The sequence below is a fragment of the Coleofasciculus sp. H7-1 genome, assembly GCF_057473865.1.
Genome location: NZ_JBYCCT010000011.1, coordinates 1 through 19,911, shown reverse-complemented (window position 1 = coordinate 19,911; position 19,911 = coordinate 1). Strand labels below are relative to the sequence as shown.

Annotated in this window: 18 protein-coding genes and 1 pseudogene; 9 read left to right on the top strand and 10 right to left on the bottom strand. The window is 48.2% G+C overall.

All coding sequences use genetic code 11. The features are described from left to right. Positions 1-612: a hypothetical protein gene (locus tag AC2VDX_RS03115; RefSeq protein ID WP_378174938.1), complete on the bottom strand. Its 612-nt coding sequence runs from the start codon at positions 610-612 to the stop codon at positions 1-3. Between the two features lie 438 nt (positions 613-1,050). Further along, entirely contained in the window at positions 1,051-1,896 is an 846-nt protein-coding gene (gene cobM, locus AC2VDX_RS03110) for a precorrin-4 C(11)-methyltransferase (RefSeq protein WP_378174941.1), read from the bottom strand. Between the two features lie 104 nt (positions 1,897-2,000). On the opposite strand from cobM, the gene AC2VDX_RS03105 reads away from it, so the two are divergent. Then, on the top strand, positions 2,001-2,180 hold the full coding sequence (locus AC2VDX_RS03105) for a hypothetical protein (protein WP_378174944.1): 180 nt from the start codon (positions 2,001-2,003) through the stop codon (positions 2,178-2,180). A 180-nt stretch (positions 2,181-2,360) separates the two neighbouring features. On the opposite strand, the gene lgt is transcribed toward AC2VDX_RS03105, so the two are convergent. Continuing rightward, positions 2,361-3,245 (bottom strand): prolipoprotein diacylglyceryl transferase, encoded by an 885-nt coding sequence (gene lgt / locus AC2VDX_RS03100; protein ID WP_378174947.1) that lies wholly within the window; start codon positions 3,243-3,245, stop codon positions 2,361-2,363. Between the two features lie 389 nt (positions 3,246-3,634). Here lgt and AC2VDX_RS03095 point away from each other — a divergent pair, with 389 nt between their 5' ends. Continuing rightward, on the top strand, positions 3,635-6,541 hold the full coding sequence (locus AC2VDX_RS03095) for an ATP-binding protein (protein ID WP_378174950.1): 2,907 nt from the start codon (positions 3,635-3,637) through the stop codon (positions 6,539-6,541). A 28-nt stretch (positions 6,542-6,569) separates the two neighbouring features. Then, positions 6,570-7,700, top strand: coding sequence for a dual-specificity RNA methyltransferase RlmN (rlmN, locus tag AC2VDX_RS03090; RefSeq protein ID WP_378174952.1), 1,131 nt, complete (start codon positions 6,570-6,572; stop codon positions 7,698-7,700). Between the two features lie 8 nt (positions 7,701-7,708). On the opposite strand, the gene AC2VDX_RS03085 is transcribed toward rlmN, so the two are convergent. Then, complete coding sequence (locus AC2VDX_RS03085) at positions 7,709-7,906, bottom strand: replication restart DNA helicase PriA (RefSeq protein ID WP_378174982.1); 198 nt, start codon at positions 7,904-7,906, stop codon at positions 7,709-7,711. Between the two features lie 811 nt (positions 7,907-8,717). Here AC2VDX_RS03085 and AC2VDX_RS03080 point away from each other — a divergent pair. The 3 genes from AC2VDX_RS03080 (at position 8,718) to AC2VDX_RS03070 (ending at position 10,867) form a co-directional block, all read left to right on the top strand. Beyond that, positions 8,718-9,551, top strand: coding sequence for a dienelactone hydrolase family protein (locus AC2VDX_RS03080; protein WP_378174985.1), 834 nt, complete (start codon positions 8,718-8,720; stop codon positions 9,549-9,551). A gap of 313 nt (positions 9,552-9,864) precedes the next feature. Further along, on the top strand, positions 9,865-10,347 hold the full coding sequence (locus tag AC2VDX_RS03075; protein ID WP_378174955.1) for a flavin reductase family protein: 483 nt from the start codon (positions 9,865-9,867) through the stop codon (positions 10,345-10,347). A 166-nt stretch (positions 10,348-10,513) separates the two neighbouring features. Further along, the gene (locus AC2VDX_RS03070) at positions 10,514-10,867 is read left to right on the top strand and encodes a phenylpyruvate tautomerase MIF-related protein (protein ID WP_378174958.1); all 354 of its coding nucleotides are present in this window, start codon (positions 10,514-10,516) and stop codon (positions 10,865-10,867) included. A gap of 119 nt (positions 10,868-10,986) precedes the next feature. Here AC2VDX_RS03070 and AC2VDX_RS03065 read toward each other — a convergent pair whose 3' ends face one another. Genes AC2VDX_RS03065 through AC2VDX_RS03055 form a run of 3 tightly spaced genes read right to left on the bottom strand, consistent with a single transcriptional unit; the run spans position 10,987 to position 13,353 of the window. Further along, positions 10,987-12,153 (bottom strand): pentapeptide repeat-containing protein, encoded by a 1,167-nt coding sequence (locus AC2VDX_RS03065; RefSeq protein ID WP_378174961.1) that lies wholly within the window; start codon positions 12,151-12,153, stop codon positions 10,987-10,989. Between the two features lie 4 nt (positions 12,154-12,157). Beyond that, positions 12,158-13,096, bottom strand: coding sequence for a type II secretion system F family protein (locus tag AC2VDX_RS03060; protein ID WP_486928093.1), 939 nt, complete (start codon positions 13,094-13,096; stop codon positions 12,158-12,160). A 17-nt stretch (positions 13,097-13,113) separates the two neighbouring features. Beyond that, a complete protein-coding gene (locus AC2VDX_RS03055; protein WP_378174967.1) occupies positions 13,114-13,353 on the bottom strand; it encodes a hypothetical protein in 240 nt (79 codons plus the stop codon). A gap of 69 nt (positions 13,354-13,422) precedes the next feature. On the opposite strand from AC2VDX_RS03055, the gene coaD reads away from it, so the two are divergent. Both coaD and AC2VDX_RS03045 read left to right on the top strand, forming a co-directional pair. Continuing rightward, positions 13,423-13,974: a pantetheine-phosphate adenylyltransferase gene (gene coaD / locus AC2VDX_RS03050; RefSeq protein ID WP_378174970.1), complete on the top strand. Its 552-nt coding sequence runs from the start codon at positions 13,423-13,425 to the stop codon at positions 13,972-13,974. Beyond that, entirely contained in the window at positions 13,884-14,585 is a 702-nt protein-coding gene (locus AC2VDX_RS03045; protein ID WP_378174973.1) for a F0F1 ATP synthase subunit B family protein, read from the top strand. Before coaD ends, AC2VDX_RS03045 begins: the two co-directional genes overlap by 91 nt. A 32-nt stretch (positions 14,586-14,617) precedes the next feature. On the opposite strand, the gene cysC is transcribed toward AC2VDX_RS03045, so the two are convergent. After that, positions 14,618-15,166: an adenylyl-sulfate kinase gene (gene cysC / locus AC2VDX_RS03040; RefSeq protein ID WP_378174976.1), complete on the bottom strand. Its 549-nt coding sequence runs from the start codon at positions 15,164-15,166 to the stop codon at positions 14,618-14,620. Between the two features lie 119 nt (positions 15,167-15,285). Between cysC and gor the strand changes: the two genes are divergently transcribed. Beyond that, positions 15,286-16,686, top strand: a complete 1,401-nt coding sequence (gene gor / locus AC2VDX_RS03035) for a glutathione-disulfide reductase (protein WP_378174979.1) — start codon at positions 15,286-15,288, stop codon at positions 16,684-16,686. A 367-nt stretch (positions 16,687-17,053) separates the two neighbouring features. Here gor and mgtA read toward each other — a convergent pair whose 3' ends face one another. Both mgtA and AC2VDX_RS03025 read right to left on the bottom strand, forming a co-directional pair. Beyond that, entirely contained in the window at positions 17,054-19,594 is a 2,541-nt protein-coding gene (gene mgtA, locus AC2VDX_RS03030; RefSeq protein WP_378174988.1) for a magnesium-translocating P-type ATPase, read from the bottom strand. A gap of 205 nt (positions 19,595-19,799) precedes the next feature. Further along, positions 19,800-19,911 (bottom strand): annotated as a pseudogene (locus AC2VDX_RS03025) (IS5 family transposase); the annotation flags it as partial.

Here is a 19,911-nt window from a genome sequence, read left to right as displayed (position 1 = left end):
CTAAACCTCGCTATTTGGCTTCATTAGCTGCAAAAGGGCTGTCAAAGCTTTGTCTTCCGAGGCATTGACTCGGCGATCGAGCAAGGCAATACTGACGGCTTTGGGAAGTGCGATCGCCGCGATGTCTGGATCGAGTCCTTCCATCAATTGCTCAAGCGACTGGGGTACTTTCAGTGCCGATTTGACACCTAGCAGCATTGATTCTTCTAAACCTAGTGCCTGAAGCTGACGAGACCAAACCTCCCAGCCGATCCTGACTTCCGGTTCCGCCGCCTGAATCAAATAAGCCAGCAACCGCTGTAGCTTACTCTGTTGCTGGGGCGTTAGCTGAGGCTGGGAATGCTCAGATGGGTTTGCATCAACAGTTTCTTGGTTAAGGTTGCGGACAATTTGCTGCCAGTCTTGTTCGTCGCACCCTTCGGGTTGGTCTACCGTCAGAGAAATGCTAATTTTTTGGTCTGAACCGGCGTTCAGGTGAGTGACTTGGGCACGCACACCCAGAAAGCCCAGCCACTGGGCAATCGTCCCAATCAGTGTGGAACGAGTTGCCTGACAGCTAGCGAGTAACCGGATTTGAGTGCGAACCATTGGGCGCACGATTTGCGAAAGCATAGTTTACAAAATTGGCTGATTGTTATCTGGTTATTAACGCTTCATCTGCATTGGGTGCTGTTACCAATAAGACTTTTATCACCTTACATTTTGCACCCGCAAACTTCTCCCCCACAGGTGTAGGTTTTTGACGCTTTCAGAGACTTATTCGCCATATTCTCAATTGTGCGACCAGGTTTCTCGTTTTTAGGGCAGGACTTACGCACTGAAACCTTGAAACCTAGATCCCCCTTGCATCCCCCTTAAAAAGGGGGATGCAAGGGGGATCTCTGCGTAAGTCCCGATAGTGTTTCCGATCCTAGTTCTGAAAACCCAGAAGATCATCAAATATCAGGACTTACGCAAAGCTTATACATATAGCGTTTTTTCGGGTTCAATCCCCCTGTGGTTGCCCTCATAGATGTGGTGATGTTGCGGCGAGTCCTGAATATTCAAAACCTACCCTTGTAAGGTGGAGTTGGGGGAGTTCGCTGATTTTTGGCGAAACAGATGAGTATGTTCGGGATCGTACAGACGCGAACGACGTTTCGCGAAAGTATTTTCCACAGTTCCCAACGCGGGGCTAATCACATAAAGCGTCGTCCGAATTAAATTTTCCTGCTGCGTCACGGCTGCCATTTGATGCAAGGGAACCAAGAAGATTTTCTCATCAGGCCAACCGACTCGAAAACAAATCGCCACGGGTGTATCGGCGGGGTAGTGCTGCATCAGTTTCGCTTGCGCGTCTTCGACGTGACGCGCCGCCAAGTAAAGGCATAAACTTGCCTGATGCGCCGCTAAGGAGGCTAATTCTTCGCGTTCCGGCACGGCTGAGGCGCGTCCGCTAATGCGGGTGAGGATAATCGTCTGCACCAGTCCTGGCACTGTTAGCTCAACTTTGAGCTTGGCGGCGGCGGCTTGGAAGGCGCTGATACCGGGAACGATTTCAAAGGGAATGTCAGCCTCTGCCAAGGCTTGCATTTGCTCAAAGATGGCACCGTAGAGACTGGGATCGCCAGAGTGGAGGCGGATCACAGATTTATGCGATCGCACTCGTTCAATCATCACTGGCAGAATTTCTTCGAGGGTTTTATTCCCAGTGCGAATAATCTCCGCATCCGCACGCACTCCCTGCAAAATTTGCACTGGCACTAGAGAATCGGCAAATAAGATTACATCCGCAACAGCCAGTAGTTTCTGCGCCTTAACTGTCAATAAATCTGGATCTCCCGGCCCTGCACCGACAATGTAAACTGCTGGTGCTAGGGCAGGCAGTGATTGTTCGCCAATAAATTTAGTCTCCAACTCAGACAAACCTCTTATAGGGTGTGTAACTTATCAGTCACAGGACTTACGCAAAGCTTATACATATAGCGTTTTTTCGGGTTCAATCCTCCTGTGGTTGCGATTTGAGACGTGGTGATGTGCGGCGAGTCCTGAGTCATTTGTTGATCGTTCTGCAAGGATTGCATATTGCTTGTGATTCCCGTACAGCGGTAGATCCCTGCGCCTACCGAGTCAAAAAAATTGAATTGATTACGGATACTTTCCGGATTCGCTCCACTTTCCCGGTAATTAAGGAATGGTAGATGCACCCTGGTTTTGCTCTAGAGTTTGACTCTAGAGCATTTTTTTTGGGAATAATTTCTGCTGACACCTAAGTTCTACTAATTCACTTGATTGGCGCTACACTTCAATTCTTGAAGCCCCATTAGAAAGAGGGTTGGGGGAATCTGATGTGGAATCTGGCACCAGTGAAATTGTATGATTCATCGTTGTGCATTCTCGCTAGGAGCATTCTGATTACTATGGGCTGAGACAACATCCGGCAGAGAGCGACGGAACAAATAAAGCCAAGCCAGACCCGCCAATCCCAGCGTCATTCCCAGCAAACTGACCGCCTGTGCCATTCGCAACGACCCCAGCATTAAGCTATCGGTGCGTAACCCCTCAATCCAAACGCGACCGGCGCTATAAGCCACTAGGTAAACCAGAAACAGCGTGCCTGCCTTGAGGCGCGATCTCTTCAAATCCCGAAAAAACAAGGTCATCAGCAACCCAAACACCATTAAATCCCAAAGAGATTCATAGAGAAAGGTGGGATGGAAGTAGGCAAAATTTCTGTAATCGGGCGGACGATTCTCGACCGGAATCAACAGTTTCCAAGGCAAATTCGTGGGTGCCCCGAAGGCTTCAGAATTGAAGAAATTGCCCCAACGCCCGATGGCTTGACCCAAAATGACAGAGGGTGCGACTAAGTCAGCAAGTTGCCAGAAAGAGATTTTCTGGATTCGGGCAAAAATCAAAGCTGCTAAAGTGCCGCCGATAAGCGCCCCATGAATAGCAATGCCCCCTTTCCAGATGGCAATGATGTCACCCGGTCTTTGGGCGTATTCTTGCCACTGAAACAAAACATAGTAGAGTCGGGCACTGGGAATCGCCGCTACAACTAGCCAGAGTGCCAAGTCGCCCGGTATATCTGGGTTGATGTGACGGCGGTCAGCCAGATATCGGGAAAGGCTGACGCCAATTAATACGGCTGAGGCAATTAACAGACCGTACCAGCGAATGGTAAACGGTCCCAGCTCAATGAGGATTGGGCCTGGAGAGGTAAATTCAAATGCCAAAGGCAGAGTGGAAATATCAAGAAGCATCGGCTTTGATTGAGTTCCAGCGTAGCCTGGACAAGACTCGCTGCTAGCACTTCATAGTTTATCGAATGCTTGATTCAAGTCTTGCATGGCAGCAGCTAAATAGCGATCGCCCACGCGCCTCTAGCCAATTCTTAGTCCCCTGGAAACTTGGACAATCTGAAACCACTTATCAAAGGGCAATCAACATTAAGTCAATCAAATTACTGCTGCTCCTTGCAAAACCTGCTAAATTATGCAATGCACCAAGTAACATGATAGCAAGCAGCAAGATTAAGACAAATAGCGGTAGCGAGTACCGAGCAGATAGATAGATAGTGATATTGCAACTTTACTTATATAGAACCATGATGGCAGCACTCGCGGCACAATCGAGCTGAGATCGACAGAATATGGCTGAAAACCGAATTACTCAAAATCTTATCGTTGAAAATCATAATCTGCGGCTAAATCAGCGTTCATTTATGCACCTGCCGCGCAGCCTGAGTGCCTTAGAAACTTGGGGTTTCGGGTTCACAGGTCATCTAGGCTGGATTGGCACAGCCCCGCTAATTCATGCAGCATTAGGCTCATCTGCCATCTTTGTGTGGTTGCCCGCAGCGATTGTGGGGATGCTGCTGAACCTGCAAGTGAAACGCTTAGGGGAACACTGGCCTGAAATATCGGGAGGAACTCCAAATTACACGACTAAGTTACTCAAAAACTATCCCGGTCTAGCTCGTTATGCAGCGATCGCCTACTTCGTCGGCTGGGCAGGATATCTGCCAATCAACCCGATTATCCTCACAAATCTCATCAAGACTAATCTAGAACCTTTAGGGATTGATTGTCCGGAAACGGCTCTGAAAGTTGGATTCACGCTGATTGCTTATATTGTCGCGCTCAGCGGCACGAGAGCTTTAGCAATCTTGCACACGTTTTTCATTCTTCCAGCAGTCGGATTCTTATTGGTGTTTTGTCTTCAAGGTCTAGGATGGTTAGCCTTCTCGCCCGCGAGTCCCGGATTTTTTCCTAGCAGCTGGTCAACCTTAAACTTTGTGGATTGGGCAAAGTGGTCTTTTTTCGCTATCTACATTGCCTACGCCTGCGAGATAGCCTCCGCGTTTGTCGCCGACAGCCGACGCCCTGGAGAAACGCTGCGATTTCTCAACTTGTCAGCTTGGCTAATTCCGCCGGTTATGCTGGGCGGTTCTTGGGTACTCATGCGCTTGGCAACTGTACCAGACTTGGGCGAAGACACGTTCTTGAACTTTTTCGCAGCGACAAAGCCATTCTGGGGCGAGTCAGCTTCCTTAATCGTGACCCTCCTGATCGCCTCCAGCTGTCTTCTGGCTTGCGCGACTGCGGTTTCTAATGCTCCCCGCATTCTGTACCAGCTTGCCCTAGATGGGCACCTTTCCCCCGTCTTCGCTATCGTCTCCCGACAAGGCGTTCTGCAACCTGCCCTGATATTTTCCCTTTGCACCAGCTTGATCTATCTGCTTTGGGGAGATATTTCTCGGATTGTGGTGGTAACGGGTACTAGCTATCTGATCGCCATGATGTCAGTTCATCTGGGATTGTGGTTGCAGCGAGGCAAACCCGAAGTGCGCTGGCCTTGGTGGTCGCTGGGCTTCTTAGTCGTCGAGGCGGTTGTTCTGGTGGTGGGGGGTTTAACTTGGAGCTGGCAAGATATGCTGGTCGGGCTGCTGTCTCCGATCGCTGTTTTGGCTTGTGATGCGGCTATCCGTCGGATCGCATTTATGCCTTTCTCCCCAGCCTGGTGGATTGAGCGTTACCGGGTGAAAAGCTTTCAGGTCAAAGATTTTGTTGCCTTTCAGGTGATCGTCCTGATTCTATTGGTTTGTAGTGCGACCGCGATCGCCTGGGTGCTTCGGGACGGGATTGGGCAGATTTCTCGGAATGCCAGCAACAATCTTTTAGTCATTTTGCTGATGACTATCGCCTTTGTGGCGATCGCTGTTGCCTGCTGGACTAGCTTGCCCCAAGTTGCGGCGATCGCCGAAGCACGGGAACACGCGGAAAATCTTTTTATCGCTGCCCTGGACACGGTTCCGGATACCATTCTCGTACTGGATGATAGCGGCGCGATTCGTCAAGCCAACCCAGCCGCTGTTGCCCTTTTTGAGATAGACGTTCATCAGCTGATTGGGCGTCGCCTGAACCATTTCCTCTCTGGGTTAGCTGGGTCGCCTGAGATTTGGCAAAGTCGCAGCGAACAGACATGGCAGGATGAAACCAGCTTACGCATGATTGAGGTGACGCTCTCCCACCGATCAAATCGCCAACTTCAAGAATATATTGTCATCCTACGCGACATCACCGAGCGCAAGCAGTCAGAAGAAACATTGCAGCAATCGGAAGAGACTGCTAGAAAGCAAGCGATCGCTTTAGAAAAAACTCTGCGAGACCTACGCCACACCCAAGCTCAATTGATTCAAACTGAGAAAATGTCTAGCCTCGGTCAACTCGTTGCGGGTGTTGCCCATGAGATTAATAACCCCGTCAACTTCATCTACGGCAACCTTACCCATGTGGATAACTACACTCAGGATCTCCTCAGTTTAGCCAACTTTTACCAGCAAGGTTATTCCTACACTGACCCGAAAATTCAAGACCTGATTCAAGAGATCGATCTTGATTTTTTAATTGAAGATTTGCCCAAAACTTTGTCTTCGATGAAAGTAGGGGCAAACCGGATTCGGGAGATTGTTCTGACTTTGCGTAACTTCTCTCGGTTGGATGAAGCCGACATGAAACCTGTCAATATTCATGAGGGAATCGATAGTACCCTAGTGATTTTGCACAATCGTCTCAAGCATAAACCGGAGTGTCCGGCTATTCAGGTCATCAAGCAATATGGCAACTTGCCGTCGGTGGAATGTTATGCCGGACAGATGAATCAGGTATTTATGAATATCTTGAATAATGCGATTGATGCTTTGCAGGAGCAAGATAAAGTGCGAAGTTTAGAAGAAATTAAAAATAAACCTAGCACTTTAACGATTTCTACCCAACTTTTAGACAAGAATTGGGTGATAATCCGGATTAAAGATAATGGGTTGGGGATGAGCGCAAGTGTCAAATCGCAACTGTTTGACCCGTTCTTTACGACAAAACCAGTCGGTCAAGGCACCGGACTGGGGTTATCGATTAGCTATCAAATTGTTGTGGATAAGCATGGTGGACAGATGAAATGTCTATCTCAACCTGGGGAAGGGACAGAGTTTCAAATTGAGATTCCGATCGGACAAACCTATAAAGTGAACCCCAGCGTCGATCGAGAGGTTCTAGGATAGAGATCCTAGCTAAAACTTTTGATTATTTATGTCCGCTACGCCCCTCTCTCAGGTTCAGTCTTCTACAGGCAGTCAGCATCAAAATCAGTCTGATGAAACTGCTAGCGTTGCTAAAGAGCAGCGTGTAACGAATAAAACCCCAGCCAGAACGATTCCTCCCCTTTTAGGGGCAAATTTAGCCGAATTAACCCAATGGGTGCTTTCTCAAGGACAACCGGCTTACCGGGGACAGCAACTGCATCAGTGGATTTATGAAAAAGGAGCGCGATCGCTTTCTGAAATTACTGTATTTTCCAAGCAGTGGCGCGACCAAGTAGCAGATGTCCCGATTGGACGCTCAATTCTACATTATCGTTCTGTCGCCCCCGATGACACGGTGAAGTATCTGCTGCGGTTGGCAGATGGTCAAATTATCGAAGCAGTCGGCATTCCTACCGCAAAGCGCCTCACGGTGTGCGTGTCTTCCCAGGTGGGTTGTCCGATGGCTTGCGACTTCTGCGCTACGGGGAAGGGAGGTTTTACTCGCAATCTCGCACGCCACGAAATCGTCGATCAGGTGTTAACGGTTCAGGAAGACTTCAAGCGACGAGTCAGCCATATTGTGTTTATGGGAATGGGCGAACCGCTACTGAATACGGTAAATGTTCTGGGATCGCTGGAGATACTGAATAAAGATGTGGGAATTGGACAGCGTTCTATGACTCTCTCTACCGTGGGGGTACGCGATCGCATCCTCGATTTAGCGAAACATCACTTGCAAATCACCCTCGCTGTCAGCCTCCATGCATCCAATCAGGCACTTCGGGAAAAACTTATCCCCACGGCTCACCGATATCCGCTGGAAGATTTGTTAGCAGAATGTCGGGAATATGTTCAATTAACAGGTCGCAGATTGACGTTTGAATACGTCCTGCTTGCTGGTGTGAATGACCTCCCCGAACACGCTAATGAACTTGCGTCCCATCTGCGGGGATTCCAAACTCACGTCAATTTAATTCCCTACAATCCTATCCACGATGCTGACTATCAGCGTCCGAATTCCATCCGAATTCAAGCCTTTGTTGCGGCTCTGAAAAAACAGCATATTGCTGTTAGCGTGCGCTACTCCCGTGGTTTAGAAGCCAATGCTGCCTGCGGACAACTTCGAGCTTCTCAGTAAAAGCAATCTTAAAAGAATTGCTTCAAGAGACGACTTGCATCAAGACCGGGTGCGTATGCTTCGATTACTCCCCCGGTTTGAGAACAAGTCACCATCAAGTAGTCACAAGTGCGGCATTGTGTCCGCGTTAGCTGGCTGCTAGAAATGTAATGCCGTTCGCCCGGACTGCCACAGTTTGGGCACCGAATCGCTTGGACTATCTGCATTTTTAAAGTTTTCATGTCAGTCAGTTTTTTAAAACAAGGAAATTGCCAGATTTAACACCAATGTCATCTGGTAAAAATGTAGCTAAATTAACAGTTTAGCTGAACGCAATCAGGAAAAAATCAATTGACCTTTCTAGACTATTATGGCAATCTTTTTGATAATTATCCATACTTAATTGAGCGATTATAATGAATCACTCTTTAGGAATATGAGCCTGTCTAGCTTTGATCCCCATTGTGAACTTATGCAAATGAGGGAGGTTCGCGCAGGCTCTTAACATCGTTTGGACATTTCTGATGTACTGATTCTGTAAAGTTTTGCGGCTCTTTAGCAATGATTTATAGAAGTTCTCAACATCTGTCAGAATTAAACTTACAGCTAAATAAAATTCTCTAATCAAATTTTATTTGAATTTAATGTTTAATGAAAATCTTGCATCTGTCTGTAGATAGATTTAATCTCTCATAAGATAGGCTTGAGCGAGAAGCTGCGGATAGGCGGAAAGTAAAGTATGCCAAAAGCAGCGATTTGCCCTCAAGAGCGAATCGCTTACCTTGAATATTAGAACCGTCAAGGATTGAGATGAAATTCGGTTAATCACGCCTCGCCTATTTGTTGACAAAGCCTGGGGCGCATCAAGGGGGAAGTATATTTTATTACCCGGATCGTCAAACGGGCGATCGCCTATCGCCGGTTCGTTCATATCGTTCCAGATACCCGCAACGCCGATTTCAGTCAGACTTTTGGGTTATCCGCGCCCAACTGATGCACAATCTAGACTGGGAAAGTTTTTTTGGAGAAAACTGCGACATGAAATTCACGCGCCGCGAATTTATCATTGTCTCTACGCTGGCGGCAGGGTTTGCCCTAGCAGTTCGCCCCATTTCTGCCCAAGTCATTACTACCGATAAGAAAGGCTTGGTGGCGGGTGAAGTGAAGATTCCCGTAGAAGATGGGGAAATCCCCGCTTATCGGGCGATGCCTGCAAGGGGTAAGAATTTCCCTGTCGTGCTAGTTGTGCAGGAAATCTTCGGTGTCCACGAACATTTACAAGATATTTGTCGCCGCTTTGCGAAACTGGGTTATTTAGCGATCGCTCCGGAACTCTATGCCCGTCAAGGTGATGTTTCCCAGATGAGCGATATTCAAGAAATTATCACCAAAGTGGTCTCTAAAGTCCCCGATGCCCAAGTTATGTCAGATTTGGATGCAACGGTGGCTTGGGCAGCCAAGTCAAGTAAAGGAAACACCGATAAACTGGGAATTACGGGCTTTTGCTGGGGTGGGCGAATCGTTTGGCTGTATGCAGCTCACAATCCTACGCTAAATGCTGGCGTTGCCTGGTACGGACGCTTGAGTGGCGATTCTTCGCCCCTCACTCCCACATATCCCCTTGACCTGGTTGATGAGCTGAAAGCACCCGTGCTGGGACTCTACGGCGGCAGTGATGACGGGATTCCCATTGAGACGGTGGAGAAGATGCGTGAGGCGCTGAAAGCAGCAGGCAATGCTTCGGAAATTATCCTTTATCCGGACACGCCACACGGTTTTTTTGCCGACTACCGCCCCAGCTACCGCAAAGAGGAAGCTGAAGACGGCTGGAAACGCCTCCAAGCTTGGTTTAAGAAGTATGGGGTTGCTTAGGGAGCGATCGCAGGTACGATTCAATGGAAGTAGCGCATAGCGATCGCTTCATCTAAAGCAATTCAAGTCAAATTAACAGGACTTACGCAACTTGCGCGACATATAGGGGCAACCACAGGGGGATTGAACCCGAAAAAACGCTATATGTATAAGTTTTGCGTAAGTCCTGACCGCAATATATTCCGCCCAACTCTTGAAATGCTATAAAGCAAACCTACCTGTTTGGTCTGTCTGTGAACTATCTCTCTTATTGATGTTTCTTGCCAAGACATTGATAAACTAAGCGATGTATCAGTAGCTATCAGGTGAAACTTTGCTAGACGAACAAGCCAAAAAAACAATTCTGCGTAAGATTCCTCACGGACTCTACATCTGTGGTGTCAAAGATGGCGAAGAAGTTAACGGCTTCACAGCCAGCTGGGTGATGCAGGGATCGTTTAAGCCACCGCTAGTTATAAATTGCGTTAAGCAGGATTCTAAATCCCACGCCATGATCAAAGCCAGTGGCGTCTTTGCACTTAGTTTTCTGGACGAAGGACAGCAAGACTTGGCGCAAAAATTCTTCAAGCCGCAGCGCCGAGTCGGTAATAAATTTGAAGATGTGGAATTTTATCTAGGACAAGAAACCGGCTGTCCCATCATCTCCGACTCCCTCGGCTATGTGGAGTGTAAGGTTGTCGGTGCTGTGGAACACGGCGATCATACTGTTTATGTCGGGGAAGCGATCGCTGCTGGCGTCCACCGCGATGGGAAACCACTTTTACTCGAAAATACTCCTTGGGAATATGGTGGGTAATTGGTAATTGGTAATTGGTAATTGGTAATTGGTAATTGGTAATTGGTAATTGGTTAGTAGCAAAGGACTAATGGCTAATAACTAATAACTAATGGCTAATAACTAATAACTAATGGCTAATAACTATTACCTAATCCCTTTTGCAAGGAATTCTGAGTAAAAGATTATGCCGCTGATTAAAGTTCAAACTTCTGTTGATTCTCCCGATAAGGTTGCTGTTGAAGGACTGCTCAAAAGTCTTTCGGCTCAATTAGCGAAGCATACAGGCAAACCGGAATCCTACGTGATGACAGCTTTTGAGCCGGGTGTGGCGATGACATTTGGTGGGACTGTCGATCCCGTCTGCTACGTCGAAATTAAAAGTGTCGGTAGCATGAGTCCGTCGCAAACTAAGGCGATGAGCCAGGATTTTTGCCAGCGGATTAATGAGAAACTCGGTGTACCCACTAATCGGATTTACATTGAGTTTGCCGATGCGAAAGGTTCAATGTGGGGTTGGAATGGGTCAACATTTGGTTGATTAAATCCTACTTGATTTTGAAGATGGCTCCCCTTCCCTTGTAGGGAAGGGGCTGGGGGTTAGGTTCTGTATTTGATTCAAATAACAACCACTATATTGAGGGCGATCGCACTTGCCTCTCACTCAGCTTGCGTCCAATGTGCAGGTCTTTCCAAATTGTCTGGCAAGACAGTTGTGCTATCTCCAAATGCTGTTTCAAGTTGCTCGAATTCTAGATTTTCGGCTTCCCTAAGGTCTGCGCCTTGTAGGTTAGCTTTTCTGAGGAATGCCCCTTGCAGGTTAGCTCCACTGAGGTCTGCTCCTTGCAGGTTAGCTTCAATAAGGAATGCTCCTTGCAGGTTAGCTCCACTGAGGTCTGCTCCTTGCAGGTTAGCTTCAATAAGGTTTGCCTCTTGCAGGTTAGCTGCCCTGAGGTATGCCCCTTCTAGGTTAGCTCCACTGAGGTATGCCCCTTCTAGGTTAGCTCCACTGAGGTATGCCCTTTGTAGGTTAGCTTCACTGAGGTTTGCCCTTTGTAGGTTAGCTTCAATGAGGTATGCCCTTTGTAGGTTAGCCTCACTGAGGTTTGCCCTTTGTAGGTTAGCTTCTCTGAGGTTTGCTCCATCAAGGTTGGTATATTGTAAATTTAGCCCTTGATTTTCTGGGTCTTTATCTACGTCGCGCCGTCCGATAACTGTAAGTGCTGCTTGAATATCCGTAGGAATTTTTGGTGATTGCTCCTGCTGTATCTCTTCTTCCTTCAAAAGAGCATTCTCTCGAACAAAAGCTGTTAGCACTTCCATAATTGTCCAGTGGTCTTTTTTGGAATCCTTCGCAATTCGTTCTAGGGCATAAATTCCACCTAAACGGATAGAGGTATTCTTAGAATCAAGAAGTTCAATAGCTTTAGTAAAGCGTTCTGTGATTTGCTTATCTTGTGCAGCTTCTGCATTTTTTAGAGCAGCTTTAGCGTTATCTAGAGCTGCTTCAGCACTTTTATTGGCAGCGATCGCGCTATCATCCATCGCTTTAGCTCGCTTCGCTGCATAGAAAACGTTGAAGAGGATTGCGGCTCCTCCAAAGGTTGTTGCAACAATCTTTAAAGCTTCAATAACAGAGCTGATGCCCTGCCTTTTAAGCTCAATAAACTCCTTTGTGGTCAGGATTTTAGAAGAATTCTTTAAGTGTTCAATCGGTACTACATCAAGTTGCCATAAACACAGGAAAACTATTGCTCCTATGCCAATAAATGTAAGTGGCAGAATTATGAGCCAGTTTCTCAATCCCTCGGTTTCATCGATACTCATAAAATTATCCTGGCAGAGAATTCAGCAGAGATTGAAACGCTCGAATTCCGACTAAAAGCACTAAACCTCCGATGGCTACTAAGCTCAAAGGACGCAAAATTCCCTCCAATTGTCTCAAGCGTCGTTCTAAGTCACCTTGGTAATATTCCGCCAATTTTCGCAATGCCGTGTCTAAGTTGCCGGTTTCTTCGCCAGTGCGAATATATTGGATTGCCAGTGGCGGTAACTTGCTTTGCAGACTCTCGCTCAAGGTTCTACCGAGGCGAATCTGTCGAGAAGCCTTTGCTACGTGAGTTGCCATCTGAGGATCGGGGATGCGATCGCGCAAGAGTTCCAGTGCGGCGAGAATCGTCACCCCACAACTTAAAGGCAATGACAACTCGGTAAAGTAAAGGAGCGATCGCGCTTGCATGAGTTTATCCAAACCGGGAAGTTGCGCCGCCAACCGCTGTAACCCGCGTCCGGGAAAGCGAGAATTTAGCAGAAGTACCCCAACCAAAAGCAATGCCAAACCAAAACTGCACAGCCAGAAACCAGGGTGGGTAAGCTTTTGAGGATTTCGCTTGAAAAGTGCGGCGGCGAGTACCAACAGACTCCAAATCAGCGCGATCGCGGCGATTCCCACCGAACGATAGAGGCGTTCTCGTTTGGCTTTCGCTTCCGCCGCTGTTGCTAGTCTCCCAAAAGTCTCTGCTAGCGATCCGCTGTATTCGGCTAACCGAATCAGGCTAATCGTCCAGGCATCAAAATATCGAGCGTCTAGTGTCAAAGCAGAAGCCAAATCTTGCCCAGAATCCACCGCCGCACTGACGGTTTGCAGATAGCGCCCGAAGGTCGAATTGCGATCCAGATTAACCAAATTTAAGCTTTGCTGTACTGAAATGCCAGAATTCAACAAAGTGGCGAACTGCTGAAAAAATTGAGCCTTTTCCTGGTTTTTCAACTTAATGTGTAGATTCACTAATGGGATTTTAGCTTTTGCTGATTTTCTAGCGAACCGGGAAAGTCGAGGAGTGGCACTCGTTGCACGAATAGAAAGACTCTCTGCATAGATTGCAGCAGAGGGCGAACCGACAGGTACGGCGCTTCGCTATCGCTGGCTCGTGTATGCCGCGAGAAGAGGCTGCTGAGGCGATGAATCGTATCTGGTTGCGATCGCTCTCCTGTAGTGATGGTGCTTCTCGCCAAAACCGCAGACATTTAACAATTCGTAGTTTTAGGGGTACTGTATGAGTACAATTTCCTTAAGCTAGCTCACACACCTCTTCCGTGATTGCAATCTATCCTGGCAGCTTCGATCCAATTACTCTGGGGCACCTCGACATCATTAAGCGCGGTTGTCGGCTTTTTGATGGCGTGATTGTTGCGGTGCTGCGGAACCCCAACAAAACGCCCCTGTTTACAGTACAGGAGCGCATCGAGCAGATTCGTCTATCGACGCGATCGCTGCCGAATGTAGAAGTTGACAGCTTTGACGGTTTGACGGTCAATTATGCCAGAATGCGAGGAGCGTGCGTGCTGCTGCGCGGTTTGCGGGTGCTTTCTGACTTTGAACATGAGCTACAGATGGCTCATACGAATAAAACCTTGGACGATCGGATTGAGACGGTTTTTCTAGCAACCTCTAACGAGTACAGTTTCTTAAGTAGTAGCTTAGTGAAAGAGATTGCCAGATTTGGCGGCTCTGTCGATCATCTTGTTCCCCAGCACGTCGCCTTAGATATCTACCGATGTTACGCCAAGACTCTTCCCGCCTTGAACCCGATAGTAATGGACGCTTCCCCGAAGGTGAATTACCCGACAGCGGATCAGGAAGTGTAGATATCCAGCGGGAACTCGACCGCATAGAAGAAATGATTATCGATAGTACGCGCATTCCCTTGACTAGCCTGCGCTTAGTCGATGAGAATTCGGTACTCGAAGAGCTGGATTTGGTGCGGATCAATCTGCCACCGGCTTTTCAAGAAGCCGAAGAAATTGTTCGGCAAAAGGAAGAAATTCTTCTGCAAGCGGAGGATTATGCACAGCAGATTATTGAAACAGCAGAACGCCGAGCCGATCAGATATTGGATGAAATGGGCTTGATTCGGCAAGCAGAACGGGAAGCTCAAGCGATCCGGCAGGCGGTGCAGCAGGAGTGCGACGCCATCCAAGAACAAACGATTGCAGAACTTGAACGGATGCGCCTACAAGCACAACAAGAACTAGAGCAGATGCGATCGCTTGCTATCCAAGAATGCGAGGATATTCAAAACGGAGCTGATGACTACGCCGACCAAGTTCTCACTAATATCGAGCAGCAGCTCAATGATATGCTCAAGGTCATCCGTAACGGTCGGCAACAGTTACAAAATGACCCTCCTCCCCCGCGTACCCCCACGGTTAGAGAAGTGGAGGGGGAGAGAGGCAGAGGCTCAGATAAGAAGAAGTAGGTGTTGGGTGGGAGGTGCCCATCCCTATCCCTTTATCCTTTATCCTTCCAGAGGTAGCCCAGTTCTTCTAGCTTTCTCAAAACTTTTTCTGTGCTTTCCTCTATCGTTTCTTGGTCTGTGTGGCATTCGATTTGAGGATGGAGGGGTGACTCATAAGGGTCATCAATGCCAGTGAAGTTTTTGATTTCCCCAGACCGCGCTTTCTTATACAATCCCTTCACATCCCGCTGTTCGCAAATCGCTAACGGTGCATTCACATAAACCTCGACAAAATCTCCAATCCGCGATCGCACTTCTTCTCGAATTTCCCGGTAAGGCGAAATTGCCGAAATGAGTACGACTACGCCGTTCCGAGTCAGGAGATGAGCGACAAAACCAATGCGCCGGATATTTTCATCCCGGTCTTCTTTACTAAACCCCAAACCTTTGGTCAGATTTTGGCGCACCACGTCTCCGTCGAGAATTTCCACCTTGTATCCGCGTTTGTGCAATACTTGCGCGACTTCTTTGTTAATGGTGGTTTTTCCCGCACCGCTTAAACCTGTAAACCAGACGGTGACGCCACGATGCTCTCGATCCATTGTTCTTCGCTAAAACTTACGGTATTCTCATCCGACTTTAAGCGATCTCTGGAAAATGGGAAAGGTAGCATCATCGTTACATCTTTTAAACTAAATGAAGAAAGAGAGGACTTCTAGTCATGGCATTTGATTACGATCTGTTTGTCATTGGTGCGGGTTCGGGGGGATTGGCTGCCTCGAAACGCGCGGCTAGCTATGGAGCGAAAGTAGCGATCGCAGAAGGAGATTTAGTGGGTGGTACCTGCGTCATCCGGGGCTGTATTCCCAAAAAACTGATGGTTTACGCCTCCAAATTTTCCCACCTGTTTGAGGATGCCGCAGGCTATGGCTGGACTGTGGGCAAGAGTTGCTTAAACTGGGAGCATCTGATTACGACTGTCGATAAGGAAGTCCACCGTCTCAGCCAGTTGCATATTGGGTTTTTGGAAAAAGCTGGGGTGGAGTTAATCAAGAGTCGCGCCACTTTATTAGATCCGCATACCGTGGAAGTGGATGGAAAAAGGTACAGCGCTGACAAAATTTTAATCGCCGTGGGTGGGGAAGCCGTCAAGCCGGATTTACCAGGGATGGAACATACCATCACTTCCCGCGAGATATTTCTCCTCAAGGAACAGCCGAAGCACATCGTCATTATTGGCGCTGGCTATATTGCCGTGGAATTCGCCTGTATTATGCACGGACTGGGATCGAAAGTCAGTTTGTTGCTTCGAGGCGATCGCATCTTAAAAGGTTTTGATGACGATATTATCACTGGCATTCAGGATGCCATGACGCATCACGGTATCAACGCGATCGCTAATGTGACTGGGAAAGGCATTGAGCGCACCTCAGAAGGGCTTCAAGTCACCTTCACTGAAAAAGGCAAAGACGTGGATACAACTCTCACCGCCGACCAAGTTCTAGTCGCCATCGGTCGCGCACCCCTTTTAGGAAAACTTGGTTTGGAGAATGCCGGTGTTAAGGTTGTTAATTGTGAAGACGAAGATTTACCCAGGTTGCACGGATACAGCGTCAACTGTGCAATCGAAGTCGATGAGTACAGCCGCACCAACCAGCCGAATATTTTCGCTGTAGGCGATTGCACCAACCGGATCAATTTAACGCCCGTCGCCATTGGTGAAGGTCGCGCTTTTGCCGATACTGAGTTTGGTAATAATCGCCGGGTATTCAATCACGAAAATGTTGCCTCCGCCGTATTCACCCAGCCAGAAGCAGCTACGGTGGGAATCAGCGAAGCCGATGCCCGGAAAAAGTTAGGCGATGACAACGTGCAAATCTATCGCGCCCGATTCCGCCCTCTGTTCCACAGTCTCACCGGCGCTGATGACAAGGTCATGGTCAAGTTAGTCATTGACAAAAATACTGACCGCGTGCTAGGCGCTCACATGGTGGGCGAGTATTCAGCTGAGATTATTCAAGGGATAGCGATCGCAGTCAATATGGGAGCCACCAAAAAAGACTTCGACGCCACCGTTGGCATTCATCCTTCCACCGCCGAAGAGTTTGTCACTCTGCGATAAATTACGGCTAGGGGCAATACTATAAATTGCCCCTACAAATGCCTGCATTTGACTTGTTGAAATGAGCGATATTTTCTCTCATTTAACCTGAAAGACTATCCAAAACTCCTGAAACTGTACAGTGCCAAATTAAATGACATCGGGACAAATTCGTGTCATCAAGCCAGTCTCTTCGCTGCACGCTTCCAAGCATTGAGGTTGATGCAAGGCAAGTCCACTCCCTGTCCATACTCGAAGCTAAACGTTAGCAGGGACAAGCTTCACACCCTTGATGACATCAATTTGGCACCACGGCAAATAAAAAGTCACTGTACACATATCTAAGACTTCACTAATGGCATGAAAAGGTTTTGGTGGTAAGGCATGGTCAAGAGTGGACGTGTTGATAGAACACTCGTTTAACGTTTTCAGCACAGAGGATGTAGAGTCCGACAATGGCTGCCAGCACGAACAGAAATGCGATCGGCAAAGGCTGAAATCCCAGTAGCCCTGCAAGCGGGGTATAGGGAATTAGGAGCGTGATAACAGCGGTCGCGATCGTTGCCATGAGTAAATACTTCCCTGGCTTGCTTGTGAGAATAGATTGCCGCGTCCGAATCACCAGCACAATCATGGAGGCAGAAATCACCGACTCCATAAACCAACCCGTTCTAAATTGCGCTGGGTTGGCGTGCAGCAACAGGAGTGACCCAAAGGTGAGGTAATCAAACACTGAACTCAGCAGCCCAAACACCAGCATAAATTTACGGATGAACGTGATATTCATGCGGCGGGGTTTGTTGACTAGTTCCTTATCCACGCGATCGGTGGCGATCGTCATTTGGGGAAAATCGGTCAGTAGGTTCGTGATCAAAATTTGACTCGGTAGCAGGGGCAAGAAGGGTAGAAATAGAGAAATGCCTGCCATGCTAAACATATTGCCGAAATTAGCGCTGGTTGCCATAAACACGTATTTGAGCGTATTGGCAAACGTGATTCGTCCTTCCTTCACGCCTTCGAGCAAAACATTGAGGTCTTTTTGCATCAACACAATGTCTGCGGCTTCCTTAGCTACGTCAACCGCGCTCTCAACAGAAATACCCACATCGGCAGCATGAAGTGCCGAGGCATCGTTAATGCCGTCACCGAGATAGCCCACCACATTTCCCGCTTTTTTCAGCGCAATGATGACGCGCTCTTTTTGATTTGGCTCCACTTCAGCGAAGACATCTGTTTTCCCAACTTGATGAATCAGCGCTTCATCACTGATCTGATGCAGTTCGGCACCCGTCAAAACCTTGGGCGTCGGTAGTCCCACCTGTTGAATGATGCTGATAGCAACCGCTCGACTATCGCCCGTGATCATCTTGGTGGTCACGCCGAGCATCCCCAATTCCTTGAGCGTCTCTGCAATGCCTGTTTTGGGTGGATCGAACAGGGCAAGATAGCCCAAGAAAGTCATATTCGTTTCATCATCTTTGCTGAAAGAATCGCCATTGAAGTCGCGATAAGCCACCCCCAACACTCGAAACCCTTCACTGCCTAATTCCTCAGCCTGTTGCTGAAGCTTGTCCCGCCGGTCTGCAAGGTCAATGGTGGTGCCTTCACCCGTTTCTACCGTTGAGCAAACATCAAGAATCGGCTTCAGTGCCCCTTTCGTGACAATCAGACGTGTCTTGTCTTTGCCAAACAAAATGCTGAGACGCTTGCGGTTGAAATCGTAGGGCACTTCATCCAACTTCTGGTAAGCAGAAATATCGAATGGCTGGTGCTGACGAATGGCGGCATCGATCGGATTGACATAGCCTGATTCAGACGCAGCATTCAAATAGGCGTAGAGCAGCACGCGATTCGCCTGCGTCGAGGCTCCGCCAACGCTCTCCTTCCCGTCCACATCAACCGCAGCGTGAATTTTCACTTCCCCTTCCGTCAGCGTGCCCGTCTTATCTGTACAAAATACATTCATGCTGCCAAAGTTTTCAATCGCAGGCAGTCGTTTCACAATCACCTGCTTTTTCGCCATTTGTTTGGCACCGCGAGCCAAGTTAACGCTGACGATCACGGGCAGCAGTTGGGGAGTCAGTCCCACTGCCAAGGCGAGAGAGAAGAGAAAGGATTCCAGCACAGGGCGTTGCAAGTAGACGTTGGCGACAAAGATCAGCACCACCAGAGTCAACGTGACTTCCATCAGAAAGTAGCCAAACTTGCTGAGTCCCGTTTCAAATTCGGTTTCGGGCGGTCTAAGTTTCAGGCGTTCTGACACCTTGCCAAATTCAGTCTGCTTTCCAGTCTGTACCACAACCGCTGTCGCGGTACCACTGATCACGTTTGTGCCCATATACAGGGTGTTGGTGCGATCGCTGAGTCCGGCGACCCCTGGCAATACGCCACTGATTTTGTCAGCAGGATAGGTTTCTCCCGTCAGTGCTGCTTCATTCACCGACAGATCTTTCGACTCTAAAATCAGGCAGTCACCGGGAATACTATTGCCAGCAGCAAGCAACACAATGTCACCCGGAACCACGTCCTCATTGTGAATTTCTTGAGATTGACCATCTCTCAAAACTGTGGCTTTCACTTGCACCAAAGCCAGTAGCTTCGCGACGGCATCTGTGGCTCCCCGCTCTTGCCAAAATCCTAATAGTCCACTAATTAGTACGATCGCCAGAATAATAACGGTATCAATGACATCTCCCAGGAAACTGGAGAGAATAGCCGCTGCCACTAAAATCAAAATAATCGGACTCTTGAACTGGTCTAGCAACAGGAGTAGCTTGTTAGACTGCTGCTTCTGCTTCAGACTGTTTGCCCCATATTGAGTGAGCCGTTGCTGCGCCTCCTGGCGACTCAAGCCCTGAGGGGTACTCTTGAGCTGATGTAATACCTGTTCGGCAGGCAGGTTCCAAAATGATGGGAGAACTTGAGGCATAGATTCAATCCCTTCGATTAACTCAGCTTTTTTCAGTTGGGCATGGCGTTGTAGCGGCGCTCAAATTCGTAACGGTTTAAGCGATCTGCGCTAGTTCTTGTCGGGCGTTGCCCGCCCGCTGCGCTAACAAAGCCGCTCCGAAGAGAGCAGCAGCGCTTCGCGATCGCCATTTTCCAGAGGCGGAATTATCAGACCTCTTGCGGAATTAAGATTTTTCAGCTATTTTTAGCTCATAGTTATAAATTCCTGCTAGCAGGTTTACTCGCAAGCCAAATCTCTTTCTTCTATTTCTATAACGGCTAGATAAAATTCGGAAT

Bases quoted from the DNA above. Each gene is read 5' to 3' on its own strand.
- AC2VDX_RS03055 (WP_378174967.1), bottom strand. From the start codon at position 13,353: ATGTCTGCGGTTTTGGCGAGAAGCACCATCACTACAGGAGAGCGATCG.
- mgtA (WP_378174988.1), bottom strand. From the start codon at position 19,594: ATGCCTCAAGTTCTCCCATCATTTTGGAACCTGCCTGCCGAACAGGTA.
- AC2VDX_RS03095 (WP_378174950.1), top strand. From the start codon at position 3,635: ATGGCTGAAAACCGAATTACTCAAAATCTTATCGTTGAAAATCATAAT.
- AC2VDX_RS03065 (WP_378174961.1), bottom strand. From the start codon at position 12,153: ATGAGTATCGATGAAACCGAGGGATTGAGAAACTGGCTCATAATTCTG.
- gor (WP_378174979.1), top strand. From the start codon at position 15,286: ATGGCATTTGATTACGATCTGTTTGTCATTGGTGCGGGTTCGGGGGGA.
- lgt (WP_378174947.1), bottom strand. From the start codon at position 3,245: ATGCTTCTTGATATTTCCACTCTGCCTTTGGCATTTGAATTTACCTCT.
- cysC (WP_378174976.1), bottom strand. From the start codon at position 15,166: ATGGATCGAGAGCATCGTGGCGTCACCGTCTGGTTTACAGGTTTAAGC.
- AC2VDX_RS03070 (WP_378174958.1), top strand. From the start codon at position 10,514: ATGCCGCTGATTAAAGTTCAAACTTCTGTTGATTCTCCCGATAAGGTT.
- AC2VDX_RS03085 (WP_378174982.1), bottom strand. From the start codon at position 7,906: ATGCAGATAGTCCAAGCGATTCGGTGCCCAAACTGTGGCAGTCCGGGC.
- AC2VDX_RS03045 (WP_378174973.1), top strand. From the start codon at position 13,884: ATGTTACGCCAAGACTCTTCCCGCCTTGAACCCGATAGTAATGGACGC.
- AC2VDX_RS03115 (WP_378174938.1), bottom strand. From the start codon at position 612: ATGCTTTCGCAAATCGTGCGCCCAATGGTTCGCACTCAAATCCGGTTA.
- rlmN (WP_378174952.1), top strand. From the start codon at position 6,570: ATGTCCGCTACGCCCCTCTCTCAGGTTCAGTCTTCTACAGGCAGTCAG.
- AC2VDX_RS03080 (WP_378174985.1), top strand. From the start codon at position 8,718: ATGAAATTCACGCGCCGCGAATTTATCATTGTCTCTACGCTGGCGGCA.